The organism is Kitasatospora sp. NPDC004240 (assembly GCF_053603215.1).
In genome coordinates, this window is sequence record NZ_JBSGFD010000111.1 from 1 (window position 1) to 21,548 (window position 21,548).

General features: G+C 74.6%; 24 protein-coding genes. 13 read left to right on the top strand and 11 right to left on the bottom strand.

Going from position 1 to position 21,548, the window contains the following annotated elements:
* The first annotated feature begins 115 nt into the window (after nucleotides 1–115).
* Nucleotides 116–919 (top strand): VOC family protein, encoded by an 804-nt coding sequence (locus ACWEQL_RS26530; protein ID WP_452152825.1) that lies wholly within the window; start codon nucleotides 116–118, stop codon nucleotides 917–919.
* Nucleotides 920–1,018: 99 nt separating this feature from the next.
* Here ACWEQL_RS26530 and ACWEQL_RS26535 read toward each other — a convergent pair whose 3' ends face one another.
* Both ACWEQL_RS26535 and ACWEQL_RS26540 read right to left on the bottom strand, forming a co-directional pair.
* Entirely contained in the window at nucleotides 1,019–1,945 is a 927-nt protein-coding gene (locus tag ACWEQL_RS26535) for a helix-turn-helix domain-containing protein (protein ID WP_452152826.1), read from the bottom strand.
* A gap of 116 nt (nucleotides 1,946–2,061) precedes the next feature.
* Nucleotides 2,062–3,435 carry an MFS transporter gene (locus tag ACWEQL_RS26540; RefSeq protein WP_452152827.1) on the bottom strand — a complete coding sequence of 458 codons (1,374 nt, stop codon included), beginning with the start codon at nucleotides 3,433–3,435 and terminating at the stop codon, nucleotides 2,062–2,064.
* 180 nt (nucleotides 3,436–3,615) lie between these two features.
* On the opposite strand from ACWEQL_RS26540, the gene ACWEQL_RS26545 reads away from it, so the two are divergent.
* Complete coding sequence (locus tag ACWEQL_RS26545; protein WP_452152828.1) at nucleotides 3,616–4,494, top strand: LysR family transcriptional regulator; 879 nt, start codon at nucleotides 3,616–3,618, stop codon at nucleotides 4,492–4,494.
* 60 nt (nucleotides 4,495–4,554) lie between these two features.
* On the opposite strand, the gene ACWEQL_RS26550 is transcribed toward ACWEQL_RS26545, so the two are convergent.
* Together ACWEQL_RS26550 and ACWEQL_RS26555 are read right to left on the bottom strand one after the other, a co-directional pair.
* Nucleotides 4,555–5,007: a MarR family winged helix-turn-helix transcriptional regulator gene (locus ACWEQL_RS26550; protein WP_452152829.1), complete on the bottom strand. Its 453-nt coding sequence runs from the start codon at nucleotides 5,005–5,007 to the stop codon at nucleotides 4,555–4,557.
* A 40-nt stretch (nucleotides 5,008–5,047) separates the two neighbouring features.
* Entirely contained in the window at nucleotides 5,048–5,905 is an 858-nt protein-coding gene (locus tag ACWEQL_RS26555) for an NAD(P)H-binding protein (RefSeq protein ID WP_452152830.1), read from the bottom strand.
* 132 nt (nucleotides 5,906–6,037) lie between these two features.
* On the opposite strand from ACWEQL_RS26555, the gene ACWEQL_RS26560 reads away from it, so the two are divergent.
* From ACWEQL_RS26560 to ACWEQL_RS26580, 5 genes are all read left to right on the top strand, one after another.
* A complete protein-coding gene (locus ACWEQL_RS26560) occupies nucleotides 6,038–6,550 on the top strand; it encodes a MarR family winged helix-turn-helix transcriptional regulator (RefSeq protein ID WP_452152831.1) in 513 nt (170 codons plus the stop codon).
* A 146-nt stretch (nucleotides 6,551–6,696) separates the two neighbouring features.
* The gene (locus ACWEQL_RS26565) at nucleotides 6,697–7,623 is read left to right on the top strand and encodes an NADP-dependent oxidoreductase (RefSeq protein ID WP_452152832.1); all 927 of its coding nucleotides are present in this window, start codon (nucleotides 6,697–6,699) and stop codon (nucleotides 7,621–7,623) included.
* 70 nt (nucleotides 7,624–7,693) lie between these two features.
* The gene (locus tag ACWEQL_RS26570; protein ID WP_452152849.1) at nucleotides 7,694–8,632 is read left to right on the top strand and encodes an AraC family transcriptional regulator; all 939 of its coding nucleotides are present in this window, start codon (nucleotides 7,694–7,696) and stop codon (nucleotides 8,630–8,632) included.
* A gap of 243 nt (nucleotides 8,633–8,875) precedes the next feature.
* Nucleotides 8,876–10,525 carry a D-alanyl-D-alanine carboxypeptidase/D-alanyl-D-alanine endopeptidase gene (gene dacB / locus ACWEQL_RS26575; RefSeq protein WP_452152833.1) on the top strand — a complete coding sequence of 550 codons (1,650 nt, stop codon included), beginning with the start codon at nucleotides 8,876–8,878 and terminating at the stop codon, nucleotides 10,523–10,525.
* Nucleotides 10,526–10,741: 216 nt separating this feature from the next.
* Complete coding sequence (locus ACWEQL_RS26580) at nucleotides 10,742–11,236, top strand: cupin domain-containing protein (RefSeq protein WP_452152834.1); 495 nt, start codon at nucleotides 10,742–10,744, stop codon at nucleotides 11,234–11,236.
* Nucleotides 11,237–11,326: 90 nt separating this feature from the next.
* Here the strand turns inward: ACWEQL_RS26580 and ACWEQL_RS26585 are convergent, their stop codons facing one another.
* Nucleotides 11,327–12,010: a TetR/AcrR family transcriptional regulator gene (locus ACWEQL_RS26585; protein WP_452152835.1), complete on the bottom strand. Its 684-nt coding sequence runs from the start codon at nucleotides 12,008–12,010 to the stop codon at nucleotides 11,327–11,329.
* A 131-nt stretch (nucleotides 12,011–12,141) separates the two neighbouring features.
* Here ACWEQL_RS26585 and ACWEQL_RS26590 point away from each other — a divergent pair, with 131 nt between their 5' ends.
* Nucleotides 12,142–12,660, top strand: coding sequence for a hypothetical protein (locus ACWEQL_RS26590; RefSeq protein WP_452152836.1), 519 nt, complete (start codon nucleotides 12,142–12,144; stop codon nucleotides 12,658–12,660).
* Nucleotides 12,661–12,821: 161 nt separating this feature from the next.
* Here the strand turns inward: ACWEQL_RS26590 and ACWEQL_RS26595 are convergent, their stop codons facing one another.
* Nucleotides 12,822–13,673, bottom strand: a complete 852-nt coding sequence (locus ACWEQL_RS26595; RefSeq protein ID WP_452152837.1) for an alpha/beta fold hydrolase — start codon at nucleotides 13,671–13,673, stop codon at nucleotides 12,822–12,824.
* Nucleotides 13,674–13,830: 157 nt separating this feature from the next.
* On the opposite strand from ACWEQL_RS26595, the gene ACWEQL_RS26600 reads away from it, so the two are divergent.
* The 4 genes from ACWEQL_RS26600 (at nucleotide 13,831) to ACWEQL_RS26615 (ending at nucleotide 17,179) form a co-directional block, all read left to right on the top strand.
* A complete protein-coding gene (locus tag ACWEQL_RS26600) occupies nucleotides 13,831–14,271 on the top strand; it encodes a MarR family transcriptional regulator (protein WP_452152838.1) in 441 nt (146 codons plus the stop codon).
* A 102-nt stretch (nucleotides 14,272–14,373) separates the two neighbouring features.
* Nucleotides 14,374–15,240, top strand: a complete 867-nt coding sequence (locus ACWEQL_RS26605) for an RNA polymerase sigma-70 factor (protein ID WP_452152850.1) — start codon at nucleotides 14,374–14,376, stop codon at nucleotides 15,238–15,240.
* A gap of 120 nt (nucleotides 15,241–15,360) precedes the next feature.
* The gene (locus ACWEQL_RS26610; RefSeq protein WP_452152839.1) at nucleotides 15,361–16,251 is read left to right on the top strand and encodes an NAD-dependent epimerase/dehydratase family protein; all 891 of its coding nucleotides are present in this window, start codon (nucleotides 15,361–15,363) and stop codon (nucleotides 16,249–16,251) included.
* Nucleotides 16,252–16,510: 259 nt separating this feature from the next.
* The gene (locus ACWEQL_RS26615) at nucleotides 16,511–17,179 is read left to right on the top strand and encodes a GAP family protein (protein WP_452152840.1); all 669 of its coding nucleotides are present in this window, start codon (nucleotides 16,511–16,513) and stop codon (nucleotides 17,177–17,179) included.
* 93 nt (nucleotides 17,180–17,272) lie between these two features.
* On the opposite strand, the gene ACWEQL_RS26620 is transcribed toward ACWEQL_RS26615, so the two are convergent.
* Nucleotides 17,273–18,106: an SDR family NAD(P)-dependent oxidoreductase gene (locus ACWEQL_RS26620; RefSeq protein WP_452152851.1), complete on the bottom strand. Its 834-nt coding sequence runs from the start codon at nucleotides 18,104–18,106 to the stop codon at nucleotides 17,273–17,275.
* Between the two features lie 107 nt (nucleotides 18,107–18,213).
* Here ACWEQL_RS26620 and ACWEQL_RS26625 point away from each other — a divergent pair, with 107 nt between their 5' ends.
* Entirely contained in the window at nucleotides 18,214–18,633 is a 420-nt protein-coding gene (locus ACWEQL_RS26625; protein WP_452152841.1) for a MarR family winged helix-turn-helix transcriptional regulator, read from the top strand.
* A gap of 111 nt (nucleotides 18,634–18,744) precedes the next feature.
* Here ACWEQL_RS26625 and ACWEQL_RS26630 read toward each other — a convergent pair whose 3' ends face one another.
* The 4 genes from ACWEQL_RS26630 to ACWEQL_RS26645 all read right to left on the bottom strand — a co-directional run bounded on the left by ACWEQL_RS26630 (nucleotide 18,745) and on the right by ACWEQL_RS26645 (nucleotide 21,497).
* Nucleotides 18,745–18,897 (bottom strand): hypothetical protein, encoded by a 153-nt coding sequence (locus tag ACWEQL_RS26630; RefSeq protein WP_452152842.1) that lies wholly within the window; start codon nucleotides 18,895–18,897, stop codon nucleotides 18,745–18,747.
* A 210-nt stretch (nucleotides 18,898–19,107) separates the two neighbouring features.
* Nucleotides 19,108–19,422, bottom strand: a complete 315-nt coding sequence (locus ACWEQL_RS26635) for a hypothetical protein (RefSeq protein WP_452152843.1) — start codon at nucleotides 19,420–19,422, stop codon at nucleotides 19,108–19,110.
* Between the two features lie 69 nt (nucleotides 19,423–19,491).
* Nucleotides 19,492–20,478, bottom strand: a complete 987-nt coding sequence (locus tag ACWEQL_RS26640) for a TauD/TfdA family dioxygenase (RefSeq protein WP_452152844.1) — start codon at nucleotides 20,476–20,478, stop codon at nucleotides 19,492–19,494.
* A 44-nt stretch (nucleotides 20,479–20,522) separates the two neighbouring features.
* A complete protein-coding gene (locus tag ACWEQL_RS26645) occupies nucleotides 20,523–21,497 on the bottom strand; it encodes a TauD/TfdA family dioxygenase (protein WP_452152845.1) in 975 nt (324 codons plus the stop codon).
* Nucleotides 21,498–21,548 lie beyond the last annotated feature (51 nt).

Sequence of the window (21,548 nt, forward strand, 5' to 3'; positions counted from 1 at the left end):
CTCGGTCCGGCGGGCCCGCGCCGCCGTGACCGCCCGCGCGCGGCCCGCCGGGGGACTGGCTAGTGTGGCGAATCGGGACAAAACTCACCGATCGCCGCACGAGAGGGCAGGAGAGATGGCCGCGCTACCAGAGGGCACACCCTGTTGGGCCGACGCGATGTTCAAGGACCTGGAGGGTGCCAAGGCGTTCTACGGCGACGTCCTCGGCTGGACCTTCGGCGAGAGCTCCAGCGAGTACGGCAACTACACCCAGGCGTACTCGGGCGGCAAGGCGGTGGCCGCGATCGTCCCCCCGATGCCCGGCGGCGAGGACACCCCGTCCGCCTGGTGCCTCTACCTCGCCTCGGCGGACGCCGCCGCCACCGCCGAGAAGATCCGCGCCGAGGGCGGCGAGGTGCTGATGGGGCCGATGCCGGTCGGCGAGTTCGGCACCATGGTGATCGCCAAGGACCCGGGCGGCGTGGTGTTCGGCGTCTGGCAGGCCGGCACCCACGAGGGCTTCGAGAAGCGCGGGGAGCCCGGCGCCTTCGCCTGGGCCGAGGTGCTCACCCGCGAGGCCGGCCACGCGGACGCGTTCTTCCCCGCCGTCTTCCCGTACGGCGTGAAGCGGCTCGACGACGAGAAGGTCGACTACCGGCTGTTCTACATCGGCGAGGAGCCGGTCCTCGGCCGGATGAGCATGGGGCCGGACGAGCTGCCGCCCGAGGCGCCCTCGTACGTCAGCGTGCTCTTCGCGGTCCGCAACTGCGACGAGGCCGTGGCGAAGAGCACCGAACGCGGCGGCAAGCTGCTGTCCGGGCCCATGGACAGCCCGTACGGCCGCTTCGCGGCGCTCGCCGACCAGCAGGGCGCGGCCTTCGGGGTGATCGACCTGGGGCTGACGGCGGGCGAGGTGCCGAGGACGGTCGACGTGGCGTGAGCCCCGCCGGGGCGCCCGGTCCACAGCGCCGGTCCGCCGGTCCGTACGGGAAGGCCCGGCGGACCGGCGTGACCCGGGAGTTTTTCGGGCCCCGGCGTCTCACCCGGCGGTGGCGGCGGCCTGGGCGTCCAGGGCGGCGCGCAGCCACTCGTGGGAGGCGCCCATGTTCGGGCCGTCCGCCGGGGCGGTGAGCTCGCCCGCGAGCTGCCAGTACCGGTCGACGACCGGGTCCACGGTGAGGGTGAGCAGCCCGCCGAGCCAGTGCCGGAACCCGGGGGTGTCCGGGACGTCCAGCGACCGGGCGTGGGCGGCGACGAAGCAGTCCAGCGCGTCCCCGCCGGCCGGGGCCCGCCCGGCCCCCAGATCGGTCGCGGCCAGTGCGTACGCCTCGCCGAGGGCCTCGTACAGCAGGTCCGGCCGGTAGCCGCCACCGGGCAGTTCGGCGGACGGGCGGCACCGGTCGAGTCGCGCCTGCCCCTCGGTGCTCAGGGCGTGCAGCCGGGCGAAGGCCAGCACCTGCCCGGGGGTCGGGTCGGCCGGGGGCTGCGGGACCGCCTCCTCCAGGATCGCGGAGAGCAGCCGGGGAGGCAGTCGCAGCGGCAGGGTCCGGCGCCAGAACCGGGCCATCGCGGTGGTGTCCGGCGGGGTGCTGATCGAGCCGATCAGCCGCAGCCGCTCCGGCCGCTCCTCGGGCGGGCTGTCGTGGACCAGCTGCAGGGCGGCCTCCCGCCAGCGCAACGCGGACAGCTGGGAGCCGAGTTCGCGCAGCTGCCGGGCGAGCACGTCCTCCAGCGCGTCCTCGCGCTCCAGCGCCCGTTCCACCTCCGGGACCGGCAGGTCGAGGGTGCGCAGCGAACGGATCATGCGCAGCCGGTCCAGCGAGCCGGAGTCGTACCGGCGGTGGCCGCCGGCGCTGCGGGTGGCCTCGGGCAGCAGCCCCTGGTCCGAGTAGTAGCGGACTGTCTTCACGGTGACGCCCGCGTGTTCGGCGAGCTCCCCGATGCTCCAGCTCTGGGCGGTGGACATGAGGTGATCCTCCCTCAGGCGGCCTTCCCACCGTACCCGCGGGGTGCGGGGGCGGCACCGGGCGGCGGCGGCCGGATCCGGGGCGCCGGGCGGCCGTGGGCCGGGGGCCGGACGGCTCAGGTGCGGGCCGGCGCGGCGCCCGGACGGCGGGCGATCAGCAGGGCGGCCAGGGCGCAGACGGCGGCGGGCAGCAGCATGGCCCCGGCCGTACCGGCGCTCCCGGTGCCGAGGGCGCCGAGCAGGGCGACCCCGAGGGTCCCGCCGATCTGGCGGACGGCGTTGAGCAGACCCCCGGCCGCGCCCGCCGCGCCGTCCGGGGCGGCGGCGACCACGGCCGCCAGCAGGGCCGGCAGGGTGAAGGAGACCCCGAAGCCCAGGCAGGCCAGGCCGGGCGCCAGCAGCGCGTACGGCGTCCCGGCCAGGACCGCCACGGCGATCAGCAGGCTGCCCGCCGTCAGCAGGGCCAGGCCGCCCAGCGCCGGCCGCCAGGGGCCGGTCCGGGCGACGAGCCGGCCGGTCAGCAGCGGGTTGAGGCCCGGCGGCAGCGTCATCGGCAGGAAGGCCAGCCCGGTCAGCGTCGGCGACAGCGCGTGGGTGCGCTGGAGCAGCAGGGGCAGGACGAAGAGCACACCCAGCAGGGCGAGGTTCACGGCGGCCCCGGCCAGCAGGATCTCCCGCATGCCCGGCGCCCTCAGCAGGGCCGGCGGGAGCACCGGGGCGGGGCTGCGCCGTTCGCGCCGGACGAAGAGGGCGCCGGCGGCCAGCGCGCCCGCCGCGGACCGACCCGAGTGCGGCCAGGCCCCCGCGCCGGCCGCGATCAGCGCGTCGGTGAGCAGCGCCAGCGCGGCGCAGGCGGCGAGCTGGGCCGGCCAGTCGACGGTCCGCTCCCCGCGCGGGCAGCGGACGCCGGGCCCGGCGGTGAGCGCCAGCACCAGGACGGTCAGCGGCACATTGGCCCAGAACACGGCGCGCCAGCCGCCCAGTTCGACCAGGATGCCGCCGATCGGCGGACCGAAGGCCATCGCGCATCCGCTGACGGCGGCCCAGACCGCGATCGCCCTGGTCCGATCGGCCGGTACGGGGTGGAGCCGGGCGATCAGCGCCAGACCGGCGGGGACGGCCGCCGCCGCCGCGATCCCCAGCAGCGCGCGCAGCAGCACCAGCGCCGGGAGGCCGGGCGCGAGCGCGCTGAGCAGCGACCCGACGCCGAACGCGGCGGTACCGAGGCGGAACGCCCGGTGCGCGCCGTAATGGTCGGCGATCGCGCCGCCGGACAGCAGCCCCGCGCCGAAGGCCACCGTGTAGCCGGTGACCACCCACTGCAGGCCGGTGGTCGAACCGCCCAGCGAACGCGCGAGGTCCGGCTCGGCCACGGACAGCACCGTGGTGTCCAGCAGCACCGCGAAGTAGCCGAGGGCGATCCCGAGCAGGGCCCGCGAACGGCCGGGCGCGGGGGTGGGCGTACGGGCGGTGGTGGTGGCGGTGGTCATCCGGACTCCCCGTCGTCGGTCGGCGCTGGTGCGCCGCCAACTCTGCGGCCGGGCCAGGGGGTTCTCGACCGCCTCCGCCGCATCCACCGTTCGGCAGAACCGAACGCGGCCCGCCGTACGCTGACGGGTGGCCGGACCGCGCACGGGTGCGGCCTCGGCGGCGTCGGGCGGGGGATCCGGGTGGAACTGCGGCAGTTGAGGGCCTTCGAGGCGATCGTGGCCCACCGCACGGTCACCGGGGCGGCCGCGGCCCTCGACCTCGCGCCCTCCTCGGTGTCCGAGCGGCTGCGCGGCCTGGAACGCGCCCTCGGCGCCCGGCTGTTCGAGCGCGCGCCGCGCGGGATGACGCTCACCGCGGCCGGCGAGCGGCTGCTGCCCTGGGCCAGGCGCCTGCTCGACCAGGCCGAACAGGCCCGGCGCGAGGTCGCCGCCGCCCGTCCCGAACTGCGGCTCGGCGCCTTGGAGACCATCGCCGCCACCCATGTCCCCCGGGTGCTGGCCCGGCTCGCCGAACGCCGGCCGGACCTCACCGTCTCGCTGCGCACCGACGCCGCCCGGGACGGGCTGCTCGGCGCGGTGGCGGCCGGGACGCTGGAGGCGGCGCTGCTGCTGGACACCGCCGGCCCGCTCGGTGAGCTGGGCTTCGACCTGCCGCCGGTCCCGCTGGACCACGTCGACCTGGAACAGGTGCCGCTGGTGCTGGTCGCCGCGCCGACCCGTCCGCCGGGCGCCGCGGCCACGGTGGACCGGGAGGGGTTGCGCGGCCTCCGTCTGCTGGTGAACGTCCCGGCCTGCTCGTTCTGGCTCGCGGGGGAGCGGCTGCTCGGCCCGGACGTCGAGCGGGTGCGCACCGGAGGGGTGGCGGCCACCCGGGCCTGCGCGGAACAGGGCCTGGGCATGGCGCTGCTGCCCGAGTTCGCCGTACGGGAGCAGCTGGCGGCCGGCTCGCTGGTCCGGCTGCCGCTCGCCGCGCCCGCGTTGCGGCTGCGGCTGGTCTGGCGGGCGGACCGGGAGGACGTCCCGGGCCTGCGCGAGGTGCTGTACGCCGCCGCGGGGTGAGCCGGGGCCAGTAGGGGCGGGCCGGGGCGGGGCCGGGGCGGGGCCGGGGCGGGGCCGGGGTCACCCGGTGGGCTCGGTCTCCGCGTCGGAGGTCTCTACATCGGCGGTCTCCACGTTGGCGGTCATCCGTTCGAGGACGGAGACGGCGGTGCGGTACTCCTCGGGGGAGATGCCGGTCATCGACGCCGCGCGGAAGGCGGTGATCCGCTCGGCGGCCCGGGCGAGGCGGGCGCGGCCGTCGGCGGTGAGCGCGAGGCGGTCCGGGGCCGGGCGGGTCAGCCAGGCGTCGTCGAGCAGGCGGCCGACGGCGGCGGTCAGCGCGGGGGCCTCGGCGTTGGCGACGAGGACGGCGAGCACGGCCGCGTCGGTGGCGGCGGGGTCGTCCCGGACGACGTTGAGCACCTGCCAGGCGAGCCGGGTGAGGCCGTGGCCGGCCAGGACGGCGTCCATGCGGAGGGTGAGGGCGCGGTCGGTGCGGTTGAGCCAGTAGCCGATGGGCTTCGACTGCTGCACGGGGGGCTCCCGAGGTCGGGGGCGGGCACGGGGGAGGGGATCAGCGACCGGTGAAGGCGGCGGCGTTCTCGCCGGCCCACTGGCGGAAGCCGCGGGCGGGACGGCCGAGCAGGGACTCGGTGGTGTCGGCGACGTCGGCCGGGCGGCCGTCGGCGGCCTCCCACAGGTCGAGCAGCGAGGAGACCATGGTCGCGGGCATGTGCGCGGCCATCTGCTCCTCGGCCCGGGCGCGGGTGATCCGCTCGACCGGGATCTCGCGGCCGACGGCCTCGGCGAGGACGGCGAGCTGGGCGCGGAAGCTCAGCGACTCGGCGCCGGTCAGGGTGACCGCGCGGCCGGTGAGCGGGCCGCCGGCGGTGGCGGCACCGGTCAGCGCGGCGACGGCGATGTCGGCGATGTCCTCGGGGTGGATGGGCGCGATCTCGGCGTCCGGGTAGGCGAGCTGGACGGGCAGCGCCCGCCCGATGGGGTACGCCCAGGCGAAGGCGTTGCTGGCGAAGGCGTCCGGGCGCAGGAAGGTGCAGGTCAGCGAGGAGGCGGACAGTGCGCGCTCGACCGTGAGGCTGTGGCTGGCGAGCGGGTCGTTCTCGGCGTCGGGCCCGAGGACGGTGGACGAGGACAGCAGCACCACGTGCTCGACGCCGGCGGTCTCGGCGGCCTCGACGAACGCCAGGATGCCGCCGGGCTCGGGGTACAGGAAGACCTGGCGGACGCCGTCCAGCGCGGCGGCGAAGGTCTCGGGCCGGTCGAGGACGAGCTCGACGGCCTCGACACCGGCGGGGACGGTCAGTTCGGCGGGCCTGGCGCTGGCGGCGCGGACCGGGAGTCCGGCGGTGTGCAGGCGGTCGATGACGGCCTGGCCGACCTTGCCGCGGGCGCCGGTGATGAGCGTGGTCATGGGATCCCTCTTTCGTCGGTGTGCGGTGCTGTCGCTGCGCGGTGTTCCGCGCTGAAGACAAATGTATGCTGGCATGCATACGTTTGTATGTCAACACATGCCTTCGCTCGGTCATCCGGATACGATGGGGGTATGACGAAGTACGAGGCGGACGCCGCCGAAGAGCTGCTCAACGCCGTCGGCCCGGCCTTCGGGAAGCTGCGGCGCTCCTCGCTCCTGGAGGTCGAGAACCCGATCTCCCAGAAGGACCTGACCCGCACACTGGTCCTCAACATCCTGATGGAGGCCGAGCAGGGCGGCCCGGACGGTACGGGCGGCCCGGGCGCGGGCCCGCGCGAGGTCACCGTCGGCGCGGTGGCCCAGCACCTGGGCGTGGACCCCTCGGTGGCCAGCCGCATGGTGTCCGACGGCATCTCCGCCGGCTACCTGGTCCGCGCCGCCTCCCAGCAGGACGGCCGCCGCACCGTGCTCCACCTCAGCCCCGAGGGCCGGGAGCTGATGGCCCGCTTCCGCCGCCACCAGCGCGCCGCGTACGACCACGTCACCGCCGACTGGTCCGAGGAGGACCGGCTGGAGTTCGCCCGGTTGATGGTGAAGTACGTCGCCTCCCAGGACGCGCTCCGCGGTCGCGGCCCCGGCCGCTGACCGGCCGCCGCGGCAGGCGGTGGCGAGACGCTGGGACATCTTTTCGAGATGGAAGGCCATTCATCGGCTCGTTCGATCTTCCTAGAGTCATGGACATCGGGAAGCGCCCGGGACGAGGGTCCGGGCGGGACGAGAGGGAGAGTTCCATGCGTGCGGTCATTCAGAAGTCGTTCGGCGGTCCCGAGGTGCTGGAGACGGTCGAGGTCGACAAGCCGGCCCCGCTCGGTGGCGAGGTGCTCATCCGGGTGCACGCCTCGGGCGTGAACCCGGTGGACGTGGTGGTGCGCTCGGGTGCGTACCCGCTGCTGGGGGAGCCGCCGTACGGGGTGGGCTGGGACGTCTCGGGCGTCGTGGAGGAGGCCGGGCCGGGCGCGCGGTTCAAGGTGGGGGACGAGGTCTTCGGGATGCCGTTCTTCCCGCGGGCGGCCACCGGCTACGCCGACTACGTGGCGGTGCCCTCGCGGCAGGTGGCCCGCAAGCCCGCCGGCCTGAGCCACGTGGAGGCGGCCGCGCTGCCGCTGGCCTCGCTGACGGCCTGGCAGGGCCTGGTGGACGCGGCGAAGCTGAGCGAGGGCCAGCGGGTGCTGATCCATCGCGCGGCCGGCGGCGTGGGGCACTTCGCGGTGCAGATCGCCAAGGCCCGCGGCGCGTACGTGATCGCGCTGGCCAGCGCCGAGAAGCACGAGTTCCTGCGCGGCCTGGGCGCCGACGAGGTGATCGACTACCGGACCACCGACTACACCGAGGCGGTGCGTGACGTCGACGTCGTGTTCGACTCCTCCTCGGAGGGCACCAAGGCCCTGGAGGTGCTGCGTCCGGGCGGCACCCTGGTCAGCATCATGGAGCACTGGAACCAGGAGCTGGCCGCGAAGATCGAGGCCGCCGGGCGCCACTTCGCCGGGATCTCGGTGGAGCCGGACTACGCCTCGCTGGAGGCCATCGCGGCGCTGGTCGACGAGGGCCGGATCCGTCCGCACGTGGCGCGGACCTTCCCGCTGACCGACGCCCCCGGGGCCCACGAGCTGGTCGGCTCCGGGCGGGTGCAGGGCAAGGTGGTCCTCACCGTCGCATGAACGGCACACCCGACGGCTCTAGGGTGGGGGTAGGCGGGGGCCGTGTGGCCCGCGGGGACCGGGGGCAGTGGTGGACATCCTGACCGAGGCGCTGAGTTCCATGCGGACGGGGCTGCCCACCTCCGTACGGACCGAGGGGCGGGCGCCGTGGGGCCTGCGCCTCCCCCCGGTCGCCGGGGCCGGGTTCCACGTGGTGCTCAGCGGGTCGTGCTGGCTGATCCCGCTGGACGGGCCGGCACCCGTGGCGGAGTCGTTCCGGCTGGCCACCGGCGACGTGATCTTCCTGCGGGACGGGCGCGGCCACATCCTGGCCGACGACCCGGCCACGCCGGCCGAACCGGAGCGCGCCTCCCAGTACCGGCCGGTCGGGCCGATCGGCACGGTCGAGGTCGGCGGCGACGGACCGCGGACCAGCCTGCTGTGCGGCAACTACCACCTGGACCAGGGCCGTCCGCACCCGCTGGTCCGCCAGCTCCCCGCGGTCATCCACCTGCCGACCGGCGACGGCCGGCACCCCGAACTCAGCGCCGCCGTACGGCTGCTGGGGGCGGAGCTGGAGAACCCGCGACTGGGGTCGACGGGGATCGTCCCGGCGCTGATCGACTCGCTGATCCTCTACATCCTGCGGGCCTGGTTCGACGACCAGCCGCCCGCGGCGGCGGCCGGCTGGGCCGCCGCGCTGGGCGACGCCGCCGTGGCGCCGGCCCTGACCGCCATCCACGAGGCGCCCTCCACCGCGTGGACCGTGGAGTCGCTGGCGACCCGGGCGGGCCTGTCCCGGGCGGCCTTCGCCCGCCGGTTCACCAGCCTGGTCGGCGAGCCGCCCATGGCGTACCTGAGCCGGTGGCGGCTGACCACCGCCGCCAGGCTCCTGCGCGAGTCCGAGGACCCGCTGACCACGGTCGCCGCGCGCACCGGCTACAGCTCCGAGTACTCCTTCGCCAAGGCGTTCAAGCGGGAGTTCGGCCAGGCCCCCGGTGGCTACCGCCGGGAGGCCCGCGCCGCCTGATCCCGCGCCGCCTGAACTCGCGCCGGGACGGGGACCGGGGGAGGCGGACGCCGGGGGGCGTCCGCCTCCGTACGGCACCACCTGGGCGGACCAGCGGCCACCCGCCGTACGGCTCCGTCGGGGCGGCGAGCGGGTGAACCGCGCGGCCGGGAGGTCGGGACGGCCGCGGCCGCGCGGTATGCCTGCCTGGACCCGCGCAGCCGTCGTGATGGTGCCGTCGTACGGCCCAGGACAGGTGGACAGATGAGCTGGACCGTTCGACCGACCGGTACCCGGAGGGCCCCCCGCAGGGGCATCCCCCGACGCACCCGGGCCGGTGCCCTGACCGGGGCCCTGACCATGGCGGCGGCCGTGGTCCTCGGCACGGCGGCACCGGCCTCCGCGGCCACCCGGGACCTGCGCGGGCTCAGCGCCGAGATCCGGGCGATCATGGCCAAGCCGGCCTACGAGCACGCCCAGTGGGGCCTGTTGGAGATCGACGACGCCACCGGCGAGGTCATCCACGAGCAGTACCCGGACCAGTTCTTCATCCCCGGGTCGACGGCCAAGGTGGTCAGCGTCTCCGGCACCTGGCACACCCTCGGCGGCGACCACCGCTTCACCACCCCGGTCCAGGCCCTCGGCACCCGCAGCGGCCCGGTCCTGGACGGTTCGCTGGCGCTGATCGGGCAGGGCGACCTCACCATGGGCGGGCGGACCGCCCCCGACGGGTCGGTCTCCTTCACCCCGGTCGACCACACCTACGCCAACGACATCCCGGGCGCCACGCTGACCCCCGAGAACCCGCTGGCCGGCCTGGACGAGATCGCGCAGCAGGTGCGCGACGCGGGCATCACCGAGGTCCGCGGAGACGTGGTCGTCGACGCCCGGCTGTTCACCTCGTTCCCCGATCTGGACCCGACGCCGACCCCGCTGATCATCAACGACAACGTCATCGACCTGCTCACCACGCCGACCGCCCCCGGGCAGACGGCCGCGCTCAGCTGGCGCCCCCAGGTCGCGCCGTACCAGGTGGAGTCGACGGTGCGGACGGTCGCCGCGGGCGGCCCGACGGACATCGCGGTCAGCGCCTCCCCGGACGGCACCCGGATCACCCTGTCCGGGACCATCGCCGCCGACGCGCCGCCCACCCTGCGGATCTCCGCGGTGCGGGACCCGGAGGCCTTCGGCCGCACCGCGCTGATCGAGGCGCTCGCGCGGGTCGGCGTCACGGTCACCGCGCCGCCGACCGGCCCGAACCCGGTCAACCTGCTGCCGGACTCCTACACCGGCACCGACCGGGTCGCCGCGTACGTCTCCCCGGTCTACGCCGAGTACGCGCGGCTCATCATGAAGGTCAGCCACAACCTCGGCGCCAACCTCGGGATCTGCCTGATGGCCGTCGCGGTCGGCAGCCATCAGTGCGCGGACGGCTTCGCGCCGCTGAACGCCTTCCTGCGGCAGGCCGGCATCGACCCGACCCAGGTGCAGCTGCTGGACGGCCGGGGCGGCAACCCGGTCGACCGGGTGACCGCACGGGTGGAGAACGAGATCCTGCACTACTGGCAGGGCACCCCGGACGCCACCCGGTTCCGCGAGGCGCTGCCGCTGCTCGGCGTGGACGGCACGCTGGCCTTCGCCTGCGAGGGCTGCCCCGACTGCCCGGGCCGGGGCCGGGTGTGGGCCAAGACGGGGACCGTCGCCGGGTTCGACGCCCTCAACGAGCGGATCGCGATGGGCGCGCAGACCATGAGCGGCTACCTCGACGTGGGCAACGGCCGGTTCTTCACCTACTACCTCGCGGTGAACGGGGCCTCCGCGGCCGACATCAACGGCGTGATCGAGATCGCCAACGACCTGGCCCGCATCTCGGGCCTGCTGCAGCGCCAGGCGGCGGGCCGCAACGGGGGCTGACCGTCCGGGCCCCGGCCCACGTTCCCGAGAAGGCCCCGCACGTCCGAGAAGGCCCCGCGTTCCCGAGAGGGCCCAGGCGTTCCCGAGAAGGCCCCGACCGCCGGATCCGTCCGGCCGGTCGGGGCCTTCGGGCTTGCCGTCGAGGGAAATTGACCCTGAATCACGGTGCGGAATTGCACCGGTCGGGCGGGTCACTTCCTCCGTAGAGTGATCCTCATGAACGAGATGACCTTCGCCCCGATCCTGACCCGCGCCGCCGACGCCGAGACCGCCGCGGACCCGAGCAGCGTGATGACCCTGCTGGCCGACTCGGACGCGACGGGTGGTCACCTCACCAGCTACCGCTCCTCGTTCGCCGAGGGGGCGGTGGGCGCCCCGGCGCACTTCCACACCAGGGCCGCGGAGATGTTCTTCGTGCTCGGCGGCTCGCTCCAGGTCCTGCTGGGCGAGGAGCTGACCGTCCTGGAGCAGGGCGACTTCCTGCTCGTGCCGCCGCGCACGCCGCACGCCTTCGCGGCGGCGCCCGGGGCCGAGGCGGACGTGCTCTTCGTGTTCACGCCGGGCATGCCCCGCTTCGACTACCTGCGCCTGCTCAACCGGGTGATGCGCGGCGAGGCGAGCCCGCAGGAGATCAAGGACTCCTCCGAGCGCTTCGACAACCACTACGTCGACAGCCCGGTCTGGCGCGCGGCCCTCGCCGAGCGCGGCTGAGGCTCCGGCTCCGGACGCCGTCGTCGCACCTCGCGACGGCGGCGTCGTCGCGTTCCGGGGACGTCGTGACCGGTGCCCGTCGGGCCGGCCTCAGGCGCCCGTCCCGGGGAGGCGGGTGGCCAGGCCGTCGAGCAGGGCGCCCAGGCCGAAGCCGAAGGTGTCGTCCGGGGCCTCGGCGTAGTCGGCCGAGGTGACGGTGTCGATCCGGGCCCGCAGCCGGGGGAAGCCCGAGGCGGCCTCGACGGCCTCCTTCAGCACCGCGCCGAACACCTCCTCGGTGTCGCCGCCCTCGCGCTCGATCCGGCGGGTGAGCGAGACGGTGGCGGCGGGCGGCGCCGCGTTGCCGAGCACGTAGGTGAAGACGGCGGCGGCCGCCCGGTCGGCACCGGGCCCGTCGAAGCCGGCCCGCTCGTACACCGCGAGGCAGTGGTCGTCGTGCCGGGCCTTGCCGACGCCGTGGAACAGGTGGGTCGCGAAGGCCTGGACCAGCCACGGGTGCCGGGTGAACATCGCGTACAGGTCGCCGGCCATGGTCGTGGCCGCCTCGCGCCAGCCGACCGTGTCGAGGTCGGGCAGGCGGATCTCGTCCCAGACCCGGTCCCCGGCGAGGGTCAGCAGGTCGTCCTTGTTCTTGACGTGCCAGTAGACGGCGGTGGCGGCGGAGTTCAGCCGCTTGCCCAGGGCACGCATGTTGAGGCCTTCCAGGCCCTCCTCGTCGAGCAGTTCGACGGCGGTCCGGATGATCTGTTCGCGGGTCAGCGTGTCGCGTGGCATGTGCTCACGATAGGTCACCGGCCACCTCCTTGCACAAAGTTCAAGAAGGCACTTGCACAGTGTTCAAGTCGCCCTCTAGAGTTCTCGGCGTCGGGAGTTGAACTAAGTAAAAGTCCTCGAAGGAGCCCCTCGTGAACACCGTCGCCGCCGTCGCCCAGGTCCTCGTCGCCGCCGCCTTCGCCTCCATCCCGCTGCTGCGCCACCGCTTCGGCGCCGTCGCCAAGGCCGCCGCCGTCACCGAGCTGCGGCGCCAGGGGATCCGCCCGGAGGTGCTGGAGGAGAACAAGCTGCGCTTCGACGCGAGCGGCCACGAGTGGTGGGCGCCCGGCTCCTTCGCCGTCGCCAGCCTCGCCGCCGCCGCCCTCAACCTGGCCGGCAGTCCGCTCGGCACCACGCTGACCTGGGTGTTCTCCTCGATCGCGTTCCTGGCGAACATCCTGATCCTGCAGAGCCAGCTGGGCGCCGTGAAGTCCGTCCAGGCCGCCTTCCGCCGCAAGGGCGACCCGGAGCTGCGGCGCGTCGACGTCCCCGCCTTCCTCCGGGCCGCCGAGGGTGCCTTCCCGGCCTGGACCCGGATCCTCCAGAACGTCCGCCACACCGTGGTCTTCGCCGGCTCCGCCCTCGCGGTGACCGCCGCCGCCCTGGTCTGACCGGCCCCGGCCCGCCCGCCCGTGCCGCCCCGGCCGCCCATGCGCCCGCCGCCCGCGCCGCCACCCAGGCGCCTCGCCGTACGACGACGAAGGCCCGGACCGCCCTCCTTGGGTTCTATCGGTCCGGGCCTTCGTCGCGCCCCTTCCCGGGTGGCCCGGGCTCAGGAGGCGGTGCGCAGCAGCTCGCGGACGCGGGCGGCGTAGGCGCGGGGGTGGGTGGTGTTCCCGTTGTGGCCGCCGGGGAGTTCGTGCAGGTCGGTGCCGAGCAGGGCGGCGAGCTCGACGGAGCAGCGGTGGTCGAAGACGGTGTGCGGGGTGGTGCGGCCGACCGCGGGCAGGACGCGCGTGCCGGTGCCGCGCAGCCGGGCCGGGTCCAGGGTGTCGTGGATGATCGCGTCGAAGTCGTGGCGGATGAAGTGGTCGAAGTTGGCGATCCGGCGGTCGTCGAAGGGCTGCGGGGTCAGGTCGGGCTCGCTGCCCCGCCCGGACGGGTCGATGCCCAGCGTGCGGGCGATCTCCGGGAGCACCGTCCGCAGGCCCTCCCGGGCGTAGAGCTCCTGGATGTCGGCGAGCTCCCGCTCGTGGTGGGCGCGTTCGGCGGCGGGCAGCAGCCGGGGCGCGACGGGCTCGTGGGCGATCAGGGTGGAGATCAGGCCCGGGTGCCGTACGGCGGCGTGCAGTCCGATGACGGCTCCGAGGCTGCAACCGAGCATCAGGGCGGGGGCGTCGGTGAGTTCGGCGAGCAGCCGGTGGACGTCGTCGGCGTGCTCGGTGAGGGTGGCCCCGCGCCCGGGGTCGGCGAGGGTGCTGCGGGAGAGCCCCCGCCGGTCGTAGGTGACCACGGTGTACGTGTCGGTCAGCCCGGCGACCAGGTCGACGCTGCGGTCGGCGTCCCCCTCGCCGCTCTGGGAGATGAGCAGCAGCGGGCCGGTGCCGCTGACCCGGTAGTACAGCTCGGCGCCCGGGACGGCCAGGGTGCCGGTGGTGGTCGGGGCGGCGGCGGTGCTGGTCATGGTGATCCCCCTGCTCGGTGGCCGGCGGTTCGGTCCGCCGTCCGGTGCCCTCCTATGATTCATCGGAACAGATGTATCTGTCTAGATGTATTTGGAAAGATGGATCTGGGTGGATGGATCATCTTCGATGGATCCAAACCGATGTATGCTCCGGCCCGTGAACGGAGTCGAGCTGTTCCTGCTGGGCCGGGCCCTGATGAAGCTGGGCGAGGACGCGCTGCCCGAACCCCCCGGCGGCGCCGAACGCTACGCCGGCGGCGCCCGGCTGGTGCTGGTCGTGGCCAGTGACATCGCCGCCCACCCCGGCAGCGCCGTCGGCGAGATCGTCGCCCGCACCGGCCTGCCGCAGAGCCAGGTCTCCACCGCGGTGGCCCGCCTCAGGGAGGCCGGATCCGTGGTCACCGCCCCCGACCCGGCCGACCGCCGCCGCGTACTGGTCCGTCCGGCCGACGAGGTCTCCGGCCGGGTGGCCGAGGTCCGTACGGCCGGCATCGACGGGGCCCTCGCCGCCGCGCTGGGCACCGACGACCCCGGACGGCTCGCCGAGGTGACCGCCGCGCTGGACCTGCTCGCCCGCCACCTCCTCCCGGCCCGCTGACCCGCTCCTCCCGGTCCGGGGCCGCGTGCTGACGGAGCGTCCGGAGGGCCGGGGTCCTTGCCGACCGGGCCGCCCGGTTGGCACGATGCGCCCGTGACGATCATGGACGGCCCGGAGCCGGACCCCTTCACCGAGCACCGGCGACTGCTGTTCGCCACGGCCTACCGGATGCTGGGCACGGTCAGCGACGCGGAGGACGTGGTCCAGGACGCCTGGCTGACCTGGCACCGGGCGGACCGCTCCGAGGTGCGCCACCCCAGGGCGTACCTGGTCCGCACGGTGACCAACCTGGCGCTGAACCGGCTCACCTCGGCCCGGGCCACCCGGGAGGAGTACGTCGGCCCGTGGCTGCCGGAGCCCCTGCTCACCACGCCCGACGCCGCCGAGGGCGCCGAACTGGCGGAGAGCGTCTCGACCGCCATGCTCGTCCTGCTGGAGACCCTCACCCCGGTGGAGCGCGCGGTCTTCGTGCTGCGCGAGGTGTTCGGCTACTCGCACGCCGAGATCGCCGGGTTCCTGGACCGCCCGGAGGCCACCGTCCGCCAGATCGCCCACCGCGCCCGCGGCCACGTGGAGGCCGGGCGCCCGCGCTTCGACACCGACCGCGACCGGCGCGAGGAGGTCACCGCCCGGTTCATGACTGCCTGCGCGGGCGGCGACCTGAACGCCGTGATGGAACTGCTCGCCCCGGACGTCACTGCCTGGTCGGACGGCGGCGGCAAGGTCACCGCGGCCATCCGTCCGCTGCACGGCCCGACCAAGGTGGCCCGCTGGCTGCTGGGCGTCATGGCCAAGCCCGAGATGACCGGAGCCACCGTCACCACCGCCGAGGTGAACGGCGAGCTCGGCATGCTCTGCCTGCTGGACGGCGCGGTCATCGGCGCGCTGACCTACGACCTGGAGGAGGGCCGGCTGCGCAACCTCCGCTTCCAGGTCAACCCCGACAAGCTCGGCGGGCTGCGGGGCTGACCGGCGGGGCGTGACGGGGATCACGCAGACGGGGGCGGCCGGGGTGTCACGAACCGGCCGCCCCGGTTGTCCCCTGGGCGTACCCACGAGGCCCGTGCGGCCACGCCCAGGAGGTTGACGATGAGAGTCCTGCTCGCCGGCGCGACCGGTGCCATCGGCCGTCCGCTGACCCGCGCGCTGGTCCGGGAGGGGCACCACGTCCTGGCGCCGGCGCGGACCGGGGCGGCCGCCGCGATCGTCCGGGAGCTGGGCGCCGAGCCGGTCCGGGCGGACGTGCTGGACCGGGACGCCCTGCTCCGCGCCCTGGACGGGCGCCGGGCCGACGCGGTGGTCCACCAGCTCACCGCACTCAAGGCCCCCCGGCGCACACTCACCGCGGACGACCCCAGCAACGTCCTGCGCGGGCTCGGCAGCGCCCACCTGCTGGAGGCGGCCGGGGTGCTCGGCGCCGAGCGCTTCGTCACCCAGTCCCTGGCGCTCGGGTACGGCTACCGCGACCACGGCGACCGGGTGCTCACCGAACGGGACCCGTTCGGGGTCCGCGGCGGGAACGTCGCCGACCACGTGATCACCGGGCTGCTGGACGCCGAGGAGCAGCTCTTCGCCGCCCGTCACGTGGCGGGGACGGCGCTGCGCTACGGGGTCTTCCACGGCCCGGGCACCTGGTTCGACCCCGCGTCGGGCTCCCGGCCGCTGCCCGTTCCGGTCGGCGGCGGCGGGGTGGTGCCCGTGGTCCACGTCGAGGACGCGGCCGAGGCCACCGTCGCGGCCCTGGAGCACAGCCGGGCCGGGCGGGCGTACAACATCGTCGACGACCGGCCGGCCGGCTGGGGCGAGCTGGCCACCGCCAGGGGCGGACGGCAGCTGCGCCTGCCCGGCTGGGCGCTGCGGCTGATGGTCCCGTACCTGGGGGCGCTGATGCTGGACACCCGGCTGCGGGTCTCGAACGCCCTGGCCGCCGAGGAGCTCGGCTGGACCCCGCGGCACCCGTCGGGCCTCGCCGACCGCTGAGCGGCGGCCCCGGCGAATCCGTTGACCGGGCGACGACCTGTCCGACTACGGACGGATCGCCCCGGAGTACGGCCTGCGGTTCAACGCCGTGCGCCGCGGGTGGGCCGACCGGGCGGTCGCCCGGATCCGGTGGTCCCTGCCGGGTGCGCCCTCACCCGTTCGGCCGGGAGCGGTCGCGGGCCGGCGTGGGCGCCGGAAGCGTGGCTGGCGGTCGGGCTCGTACCGACGGGTTCGCGGGTGACCCGTGAGAGGGGAACGGATGGGTGATGCGATCGGCGGAATGCTCGCCTCGGCGGTGGGCATCGCGATCAGCCCGCTGCCGCTGATCGCCGTGATCCTGCTGCTGGCCACACCGCGCGGCCGGGCCGACGGCCTCGCGTTCGCGGCCGGCTGGATCACCGCGCTCACCGGGGTGGTCGCCGTCGTGGTGGTGGCCGGCAGCGGTCCGCACACCGCCGACGGCCGGCCGGCCTGGTCGTACTGGCTCAAGCTCGCGCTGGGCGTGCTGTTCCTGCTGCTGGCCGCCAAGCAGTGGCGCGAGCGCCCCCGCGCGGGGCGCGTGACCGCGCCGCCGGCCTGGATGCGGGCCGTCGACCGCTTCACCCCCGGCAGGTCCGCCGGTCTCGGCGTCGTCCTGGCCGCCGCCAACCCGAAGAACCTCGCCCTGGCGATCGGCGGCGCGGTGTCGATCGCCACCAGCGGCGCGAGCGACGTCGGCAAGACGCTGGCCGCCGCGCTGATGGTGATCATCGGCTCGCTCTGCGTGCTGCTGCCGATCGGTGTCCACCTGCTCGGCGGTGACCGCTCGGCCCGGGTGCTGGGGGAGTGGAAGGCCTGGATGGCCGCGCACAACGCCGCGATCATGGCCGCCGTGCTGGCCGTGCTCGGCGCCAAGTACGTCGGCGACGCCCTCACCGCCCTCGCCTGAGCCCGGGCGGCGCCACGATGACGTCCGCCCGGGGCGTCGGGCTCCCGTGGCAGGGGCTCCCGTCCTCGGCCCCGCCGGGGCCTGTCCGGCGGCCTAGGACAGTCCCGGGCCCACCCAGGCGCCGGTCAGGGCCTGCACGGCCGAGCCGTCGAGGTCCTTGAGCTTGGCCGAGGCGAAGGCCCGGGCGGCGTCGGAGGTGAGCAGCCGGAAGGCGGGCCGCTCGGCGGCGAGCAGGCCGGCGATCCGCTCCGCCACGTCCTGCGAGGTCTGCGCGGCGGCGAAGGCGCCGCGGGTGCGCTCCAGGTAGGCGGCCAGGGCCGGCGCGTACGGTCCGGCCTGCTCCAGCGCGTCGTCCGCGAGGCCCACGTTGGCGACGAACTCGCTGGCCACCGCGCCGGGCTCGACCACGCTGACGGACACCCCGGCCGTGGCGGCGACCGGCGCGAGGGACTCCATGAAGCCCTCGACCGCGAACTTGGCGGCGCAGTACGCCTCGTTGAAGGGCTGGCCGATCACGCCGCCGACGCTGGTCACGGTCACCACCCGGCCCCCGGCCGCCCGCAGCAGCGGCAGGGCGGCCTTCGTGACGTGCAGCACGCCGAAGAAGTTCACCTCCATCACGGCCCGGACCTCGTCGATCCCCTCCTGCTCCAGGGTGCCGACGTGGCCCGCCCCGGCGTTGTTGACCAGGGCGTCCAGCCGGTCCAGTCCGGCCAGGCAGGCCTCGACCGAGGCCGGGTCGGTCACGTCCAGGGCCCGGACGTCGACGGTGACCCCGGCCGCCCCGGCCGCCGCCAGCAGCGGGCCGGCCTTCGCCGTGTCGCGCATGGTGGCGATCACCCGCCAGCCGTCGCGGGCGGCGGCCACGGCGGTGGCCAGGCCGATGCCGGAGGAGGTGCCGGTGATCAGGACGGTCCCGGTGGTCATGGTGGTCATGGCGCTTCCCTCGCTTGCTTATGGTTCATAACTAATATGAGTCATAACTATGGGCCCGGACATTTCAGCGTGTCAAGCACCTCGCTACGCTGGACGCCATGTCCAACCAGACGGATGAGCTCACCAGGGAGATCGTCGGCCTCTTCGCGGCCGTCAACCGCCGCTACGCCCAGGAGTCCGAGGCCGCCGCGGCGGCGCACGACCTGACCCCGCTCCAGGCCAAGGCGCTGCTCGCCGCGGAGGAGCCCGTCCCCACCCGCCGCATCGCGGAGCGGCTGCACGCGGAACCGTCCAACGTGACCGTGATCATCGACCGCCTGGAGTCCCGCGGGCTGGTCGAACGCGGCCCCGACCCCGCCGACCGCCGCGTCAAGCGGGTCGCCGCCACCCCGGCCGGCCGCGCCGTCGCCGCGGACCTGCGCGCCCGCATGCCCTTCGCCGCCCAGCCCCTCGCCGGCCTCACCACCCCGCAGTGCGAGACCCTGCGCGACCTGCTCCACCAGCTCCTGGACGGCTGACGCTCCTGGCCCCGGGACCGGCCCCGGCCGGGAACGACGAAGGCCCGGACCGCGCGATGCGGTCCGGGCCTTCGTGGCGGCGAGGTGATCCCCCGTCGGATCGGGCGGGGGTCAGTCCCAGCCGTTGTTCATGGCGACCACGACCGTGCCCCCCTGGGCGCGGGTCGCCACGTCGACGATCGAGACGGTCGGCGCGGCCGCCAGAGCGACGGCCAGGACGACGGCGGCCGGAGCGAGACGGCGGACGATGGCCATGGCGTTCATCTGAATTCCCCCAATTACCCTGCCCGCGGCGATTTCGCGGGCACTTTCCTGTGCAGTCGTGGGCGAGCCTGGAGCGGCTCGGCGTTTTCGGCGGTTTCTCCTGGATTTCCGAGGAGTTCCCCTGCCGACATCTCCACTCTCACACGGCCGGGATGGCCTGACCATGGAATCGGTGGGCCAGGGTGCTGCCATGGCAAGTTGCTGCCGTGGTCACCCTTCCTCCTCGTCCGAAGCGGACAGCAGGAACTCGCCGAACTGCGGAACGATCGTGGCCCCGAGCCGGATCAGACGCCCGCTCCGCAGACCCGAGCAGCAGGCCAGGCAGAGCTCCCGGGCGGCCTCCTCCGCCTCCCGGACCAGGGCCCGGGACAGGAAGAGCACGGCGTGGACCGTCCCGTCCCGGGGTTCGACGAAGACGTGCTGCAGCCCGTGGCCGGGCTCGGCGCAGCGCCGCAGGCGGTCGCGGACCTCCTCGGCGGAGACCTCGCCGGCCGGAACGGCCAGTTCGGCCAGGACGATGTGCATGACTACCCGGGGAGGATGGCGGGAAGCGGCCGCGGCCGGGGGAGCCGCGACCGCTTCCCGCCGCGGCGGTTAGAACAGGACCAGGCCGTTGCCGGCCCGGTGGCCGCGGCTGCGGCGGTGGTCGAGGTGCACGAAGGTGCGGTGCAGCCAGCGGTCGTGGCCGTCGTAGCGGGCCTCGAAGGAGGTCCGGCCGTGCACCGAGAGGCGGTTGTCCACGAAGGCCAGCTCACCCGGCTGGAGCACCAGCATCGCCGAGACGTCGAGCAGGGCGCCGCGCAGGATCTCCAGGGCTGCCGTGGCGTCCTCGTCCAGACCGACGGTGGCGCTGAAGTCGACCCGGATGTTCGGGTCGTCCGCGGCGCCCTCCAGCACCGGGTGGCACTCGGTCTCGGCGCCGGCGTGGAAGGACGGCGGCGGCTGGGTGACGAAGCGAGGCTGCATCAGGACCTCGACCACGTTGTCCGGGACGATCAGCAGCGCCCGGCGGATCGACGACACCAGGGTGCCGGCGGTGCCGCTGTGGTCGTTGCGCAGGCAGAACAGCCCGACGTAGTCCGGGCGGTGCGGGTGGAAGGCGTTCTCCACGTGCAGTTCGAGCAGTGTGCCGGACCCGGCGTTGCTCTGCGACTCCTCGCGCCCCGGCACCGGGACGACGTTCTGCACCAGGGCGCCGGACTTCTCCTCGCGGTAGGCGACGACCTCGCCCAGGCTCAGGCTCACCAGCGCCGAGATCGCGGCCGGGACGGTGGCCGCGCGCTCCACCGACTCCGGCACGGTCGGGGTCACCGGCAGCGAGTCGACGTCGTTCGGCAGGTTGCGCAGGATCAGCAGGCCGTCCGGGCCCGGGTCGTGGCGGTAGCGGCGGACCTCCTCCCGGACGCGCAGCGGCAGCTGCGCGGAGAGCTTGCGGGCGGCCTCCATCCACGCGAGCTCGTCGACCAGGCCGCGCTCGGCCCCGACGAGCCGCACGGCCAGGCGGTGGACCTCGGCACGCTCGGCGTCGGTCAGGGTGATGGCGGTGGTGGTGCGGATTGATGACGACAGCACGGTGGTCATCGGATGACCCCTTTCAGGCTTCTTCGCCGGTCCTCGACCGGATGTCAGTCGGACATGGCCACAAGGACCCGGCGTGCCCCCGAGAACGGCCGGCGGCCGTGGCCGACCAGCAGGTTGTCGATCAGCAGGAGGTCGCCCCGGCGCCAGTCCACGTCCACGGCCGCCGCCAGCCCGCGGTCGCGCACCTGCAGGACGTACTCGGCCGGGATCGGCGACCCGTCGGCGAAGGCCACCGACTGCGGCAGGTCCTCCTGGGGCATGACCTTGGCCAGGGCCGCCGCGGTCTCGTCACCGAGCGCGGCCGGGTGCCACTGGTCGGACTGGTTGAACCAGACCTCGGCGCCGGTCCGCGGGTGGCGGGTGGTGGCCGGGCGGTTCTGGACGATCCGCAGGCTGCCGTCCCGCCGCCACTCGCTGACGGCGTGCGAGGCGGCCAGGAACGCGTCCACCTCGTCCCGGTCGGCGGTCTCGAAGGTCTCCTGCCAGCTCTTGCCGAGGCCGAGGCCGCCGTGCAGGTTCTGGGTGTAGCGGACACCGTCGGCGAACCGCTCGCGCACCTCGTCGTCCAGGAGCTCCAGCCACAGCGCCGCGTCGACCACGGGCGTGGCGCCCCCGGTCTCCGCCGCCGTGACACAGCAGAACAGCAGCCGCGCGGGCCACCGGTGCGCGTACGAGAGCTCGTTGTGCATCGAGATGGTGAACTCGGCCGGGTACTCCGTCGAGGTGTAGACGTTGTCACCGACCTTGGTGCGCGGCGAGTTGCCGTGCACGTAGGCGAGGCGGTTCGGCAGCAGCCGGTCCATGACCGGTGCGAGCCGCTCCTCGGTGGCTCCGAAGCCCCGGAACACGAGGGCCTTCTCCCGGTCCAGCAACGACTCGAGATCAGGAGTGGAATCGAGCCATTCGAGCAGCCCGTCGAGGCCCGAGTCTTCGGACACGGACAGTGATTCCGGGCTGATCTCCGACGGCTTCCAGGCGGGACGTGGGTCCAATGCCGCGAACCCCTTCCAGGTCGACATGCGGCCACGCCGAAATTCGTGGCAGGAGGACCGTCCCGAAGGCGCCTATAT

What these genes read in the sequence shown, in the direction of transcription:
- ACWEQL_RS26610 (WP_452152839.1), top strand. Translation starts at nt 15,361, where the DNA reads ATGAGAGTCCTGCTCGCCGGCGCGACCGGTGCCATCGGCCGTCCGCTG.
- ACWEQL_RS26605 (WP_452152850.1), top strand. Translation starts at nt 14,374, where the DNA reads ATGGACGGCCCGGAGCCGGACCCCTTCACCGAGCACCGGCGACTGCTG.
- ACWEQL_RS26595 (WP_452152837.1), bottom strand. Translation starts at nt 13,673, where the DNA reads ATGACCAGCACCGCCGCCGCCCCGACCACCACCGGCACCCTGGCCGTC.
- ACWEQL_RS26555 (WP_452152830.1), bottom strand. Translation starts at nt 5,905, where the DNA reads ATGACCACGCTCATCACCGGCGCCCGCGGCAAGGTCGGCCAGGCCGTC.
- ACWEQL_RS26535 (WP_452152826.1), bottom strand. Translation starts at nt 1,945, where the DNA reads ATGTCCACCGCCCAGAGCTGGAGCATCGGGGAGCTCGCCGAACACGCG.
- ACWEQL_RS26560 (WP_452152831.1), top strand. Translation starts at nt 6,038, where the DNA reads ATGACGAAGTACGAGGCGGACGCCGCCGAAGAGCTGCTCAACGCCGTC.
- ACWEQL_RS26530 (WP_452152825.1), top strand. Translation starts at nt 116, where the DNA reads ATGGCCGCGCTACCAGAGGGCACACCCTGTTGGGCCGACGCGATGTTC.
- dacB (WP_452152833.1), top strand. Translation starts at nt 8,876, where the DNA reads ATGAGCTGGACCGTTCGACCGACCGGTACCCGGAGGGCCCCCCGCAGG.
- ACWEQL_RS26645 (WP_452152845.1), bottom strand. Translation starts at nt 21,497, where the DNA reads ATGTCGACCTGGAAGGGGTTCGCGGCATTGGACCCACGTCCCGCCTGG.
- ACWEQL_RS26630 (WP_452152842.1), bottom strand. Translation starts at nt 18,897, where the DNA reads ATGAACGCCATGGCCATCGTCCGCCGTCTCGCTCCGGCCGCCGTCGTC.
- ACWEQL_RS26565 (WP_452152832.1), top strand. Translation starts at nt 6,697, where the DNA reads ATGCGTGCGGTCATTCAGAAGTCGTTCGGCGGTCCCGAGGTGCTGGAG.
- ACWEQL_RS26585 (WP_452152835.1), bottom strand. Translation starts at nt 12,010, where the DNA reads ATGCCACGCGACACGCTGACCCGCGAACAGATCATCCGGACCGCCGTC.
- ACWEQL_RS26625 (WP_452152841.1), top strand. Translation starts at nt 18,214, where the DNA reads ATGTCCAACCAGACGGATGAGCTCACCAGGGAGATCGTCGGCCTCTTC.
- ACWEQL_RS26620 (WP_452152851.1), bottom strand. Translation starts at nt 18,106, where the DNA reads ATGACCACCGGGACCGTCCTGATCACCGGCACCTCCTCCGGCATCGGC.
- ACWEQL_RS26615 (WP_452152840.1), top strand. Translation starts at nt 16,511, where the DNA reads ATGGGTGATGCGATCGGCGGAATGCTCGCCTCGGCGGTGGGCATCGCG.
- ACWEQL_RS26635 (WP_452152843.1), bottom strand. Translation starts at nt 19,422, where the DNA reads ATGCACATCGTCCTGGCCGAACTGGCCGTTCCGGCCGGCGAGGTCTCC.
- ACWEQL_RS26540 (WP_452152827.1), bottom strand. Translation starts at nt 3,435, where the DNA reads ATGACCACCGCCACCACCACCGCCCGTACGCCCACCCCCGCGCCCGGC.
- ACWEQL_RS26640 (WP_452152844.1), bottom strand. Translation starts at nt 20,478, where the DNA reads ATGACCACCGTGCTGTCGTCATCAATCCGCACCACCACCGCCATCACC.
- ACWEQL_RS26580 (WP_452152834.1), top strand. Translation starts at nt 10,742, where the DNA reads ATGAACGAGATGACCTTCGCCCCGATCCTGACCCGCGCCGCCGACGCC.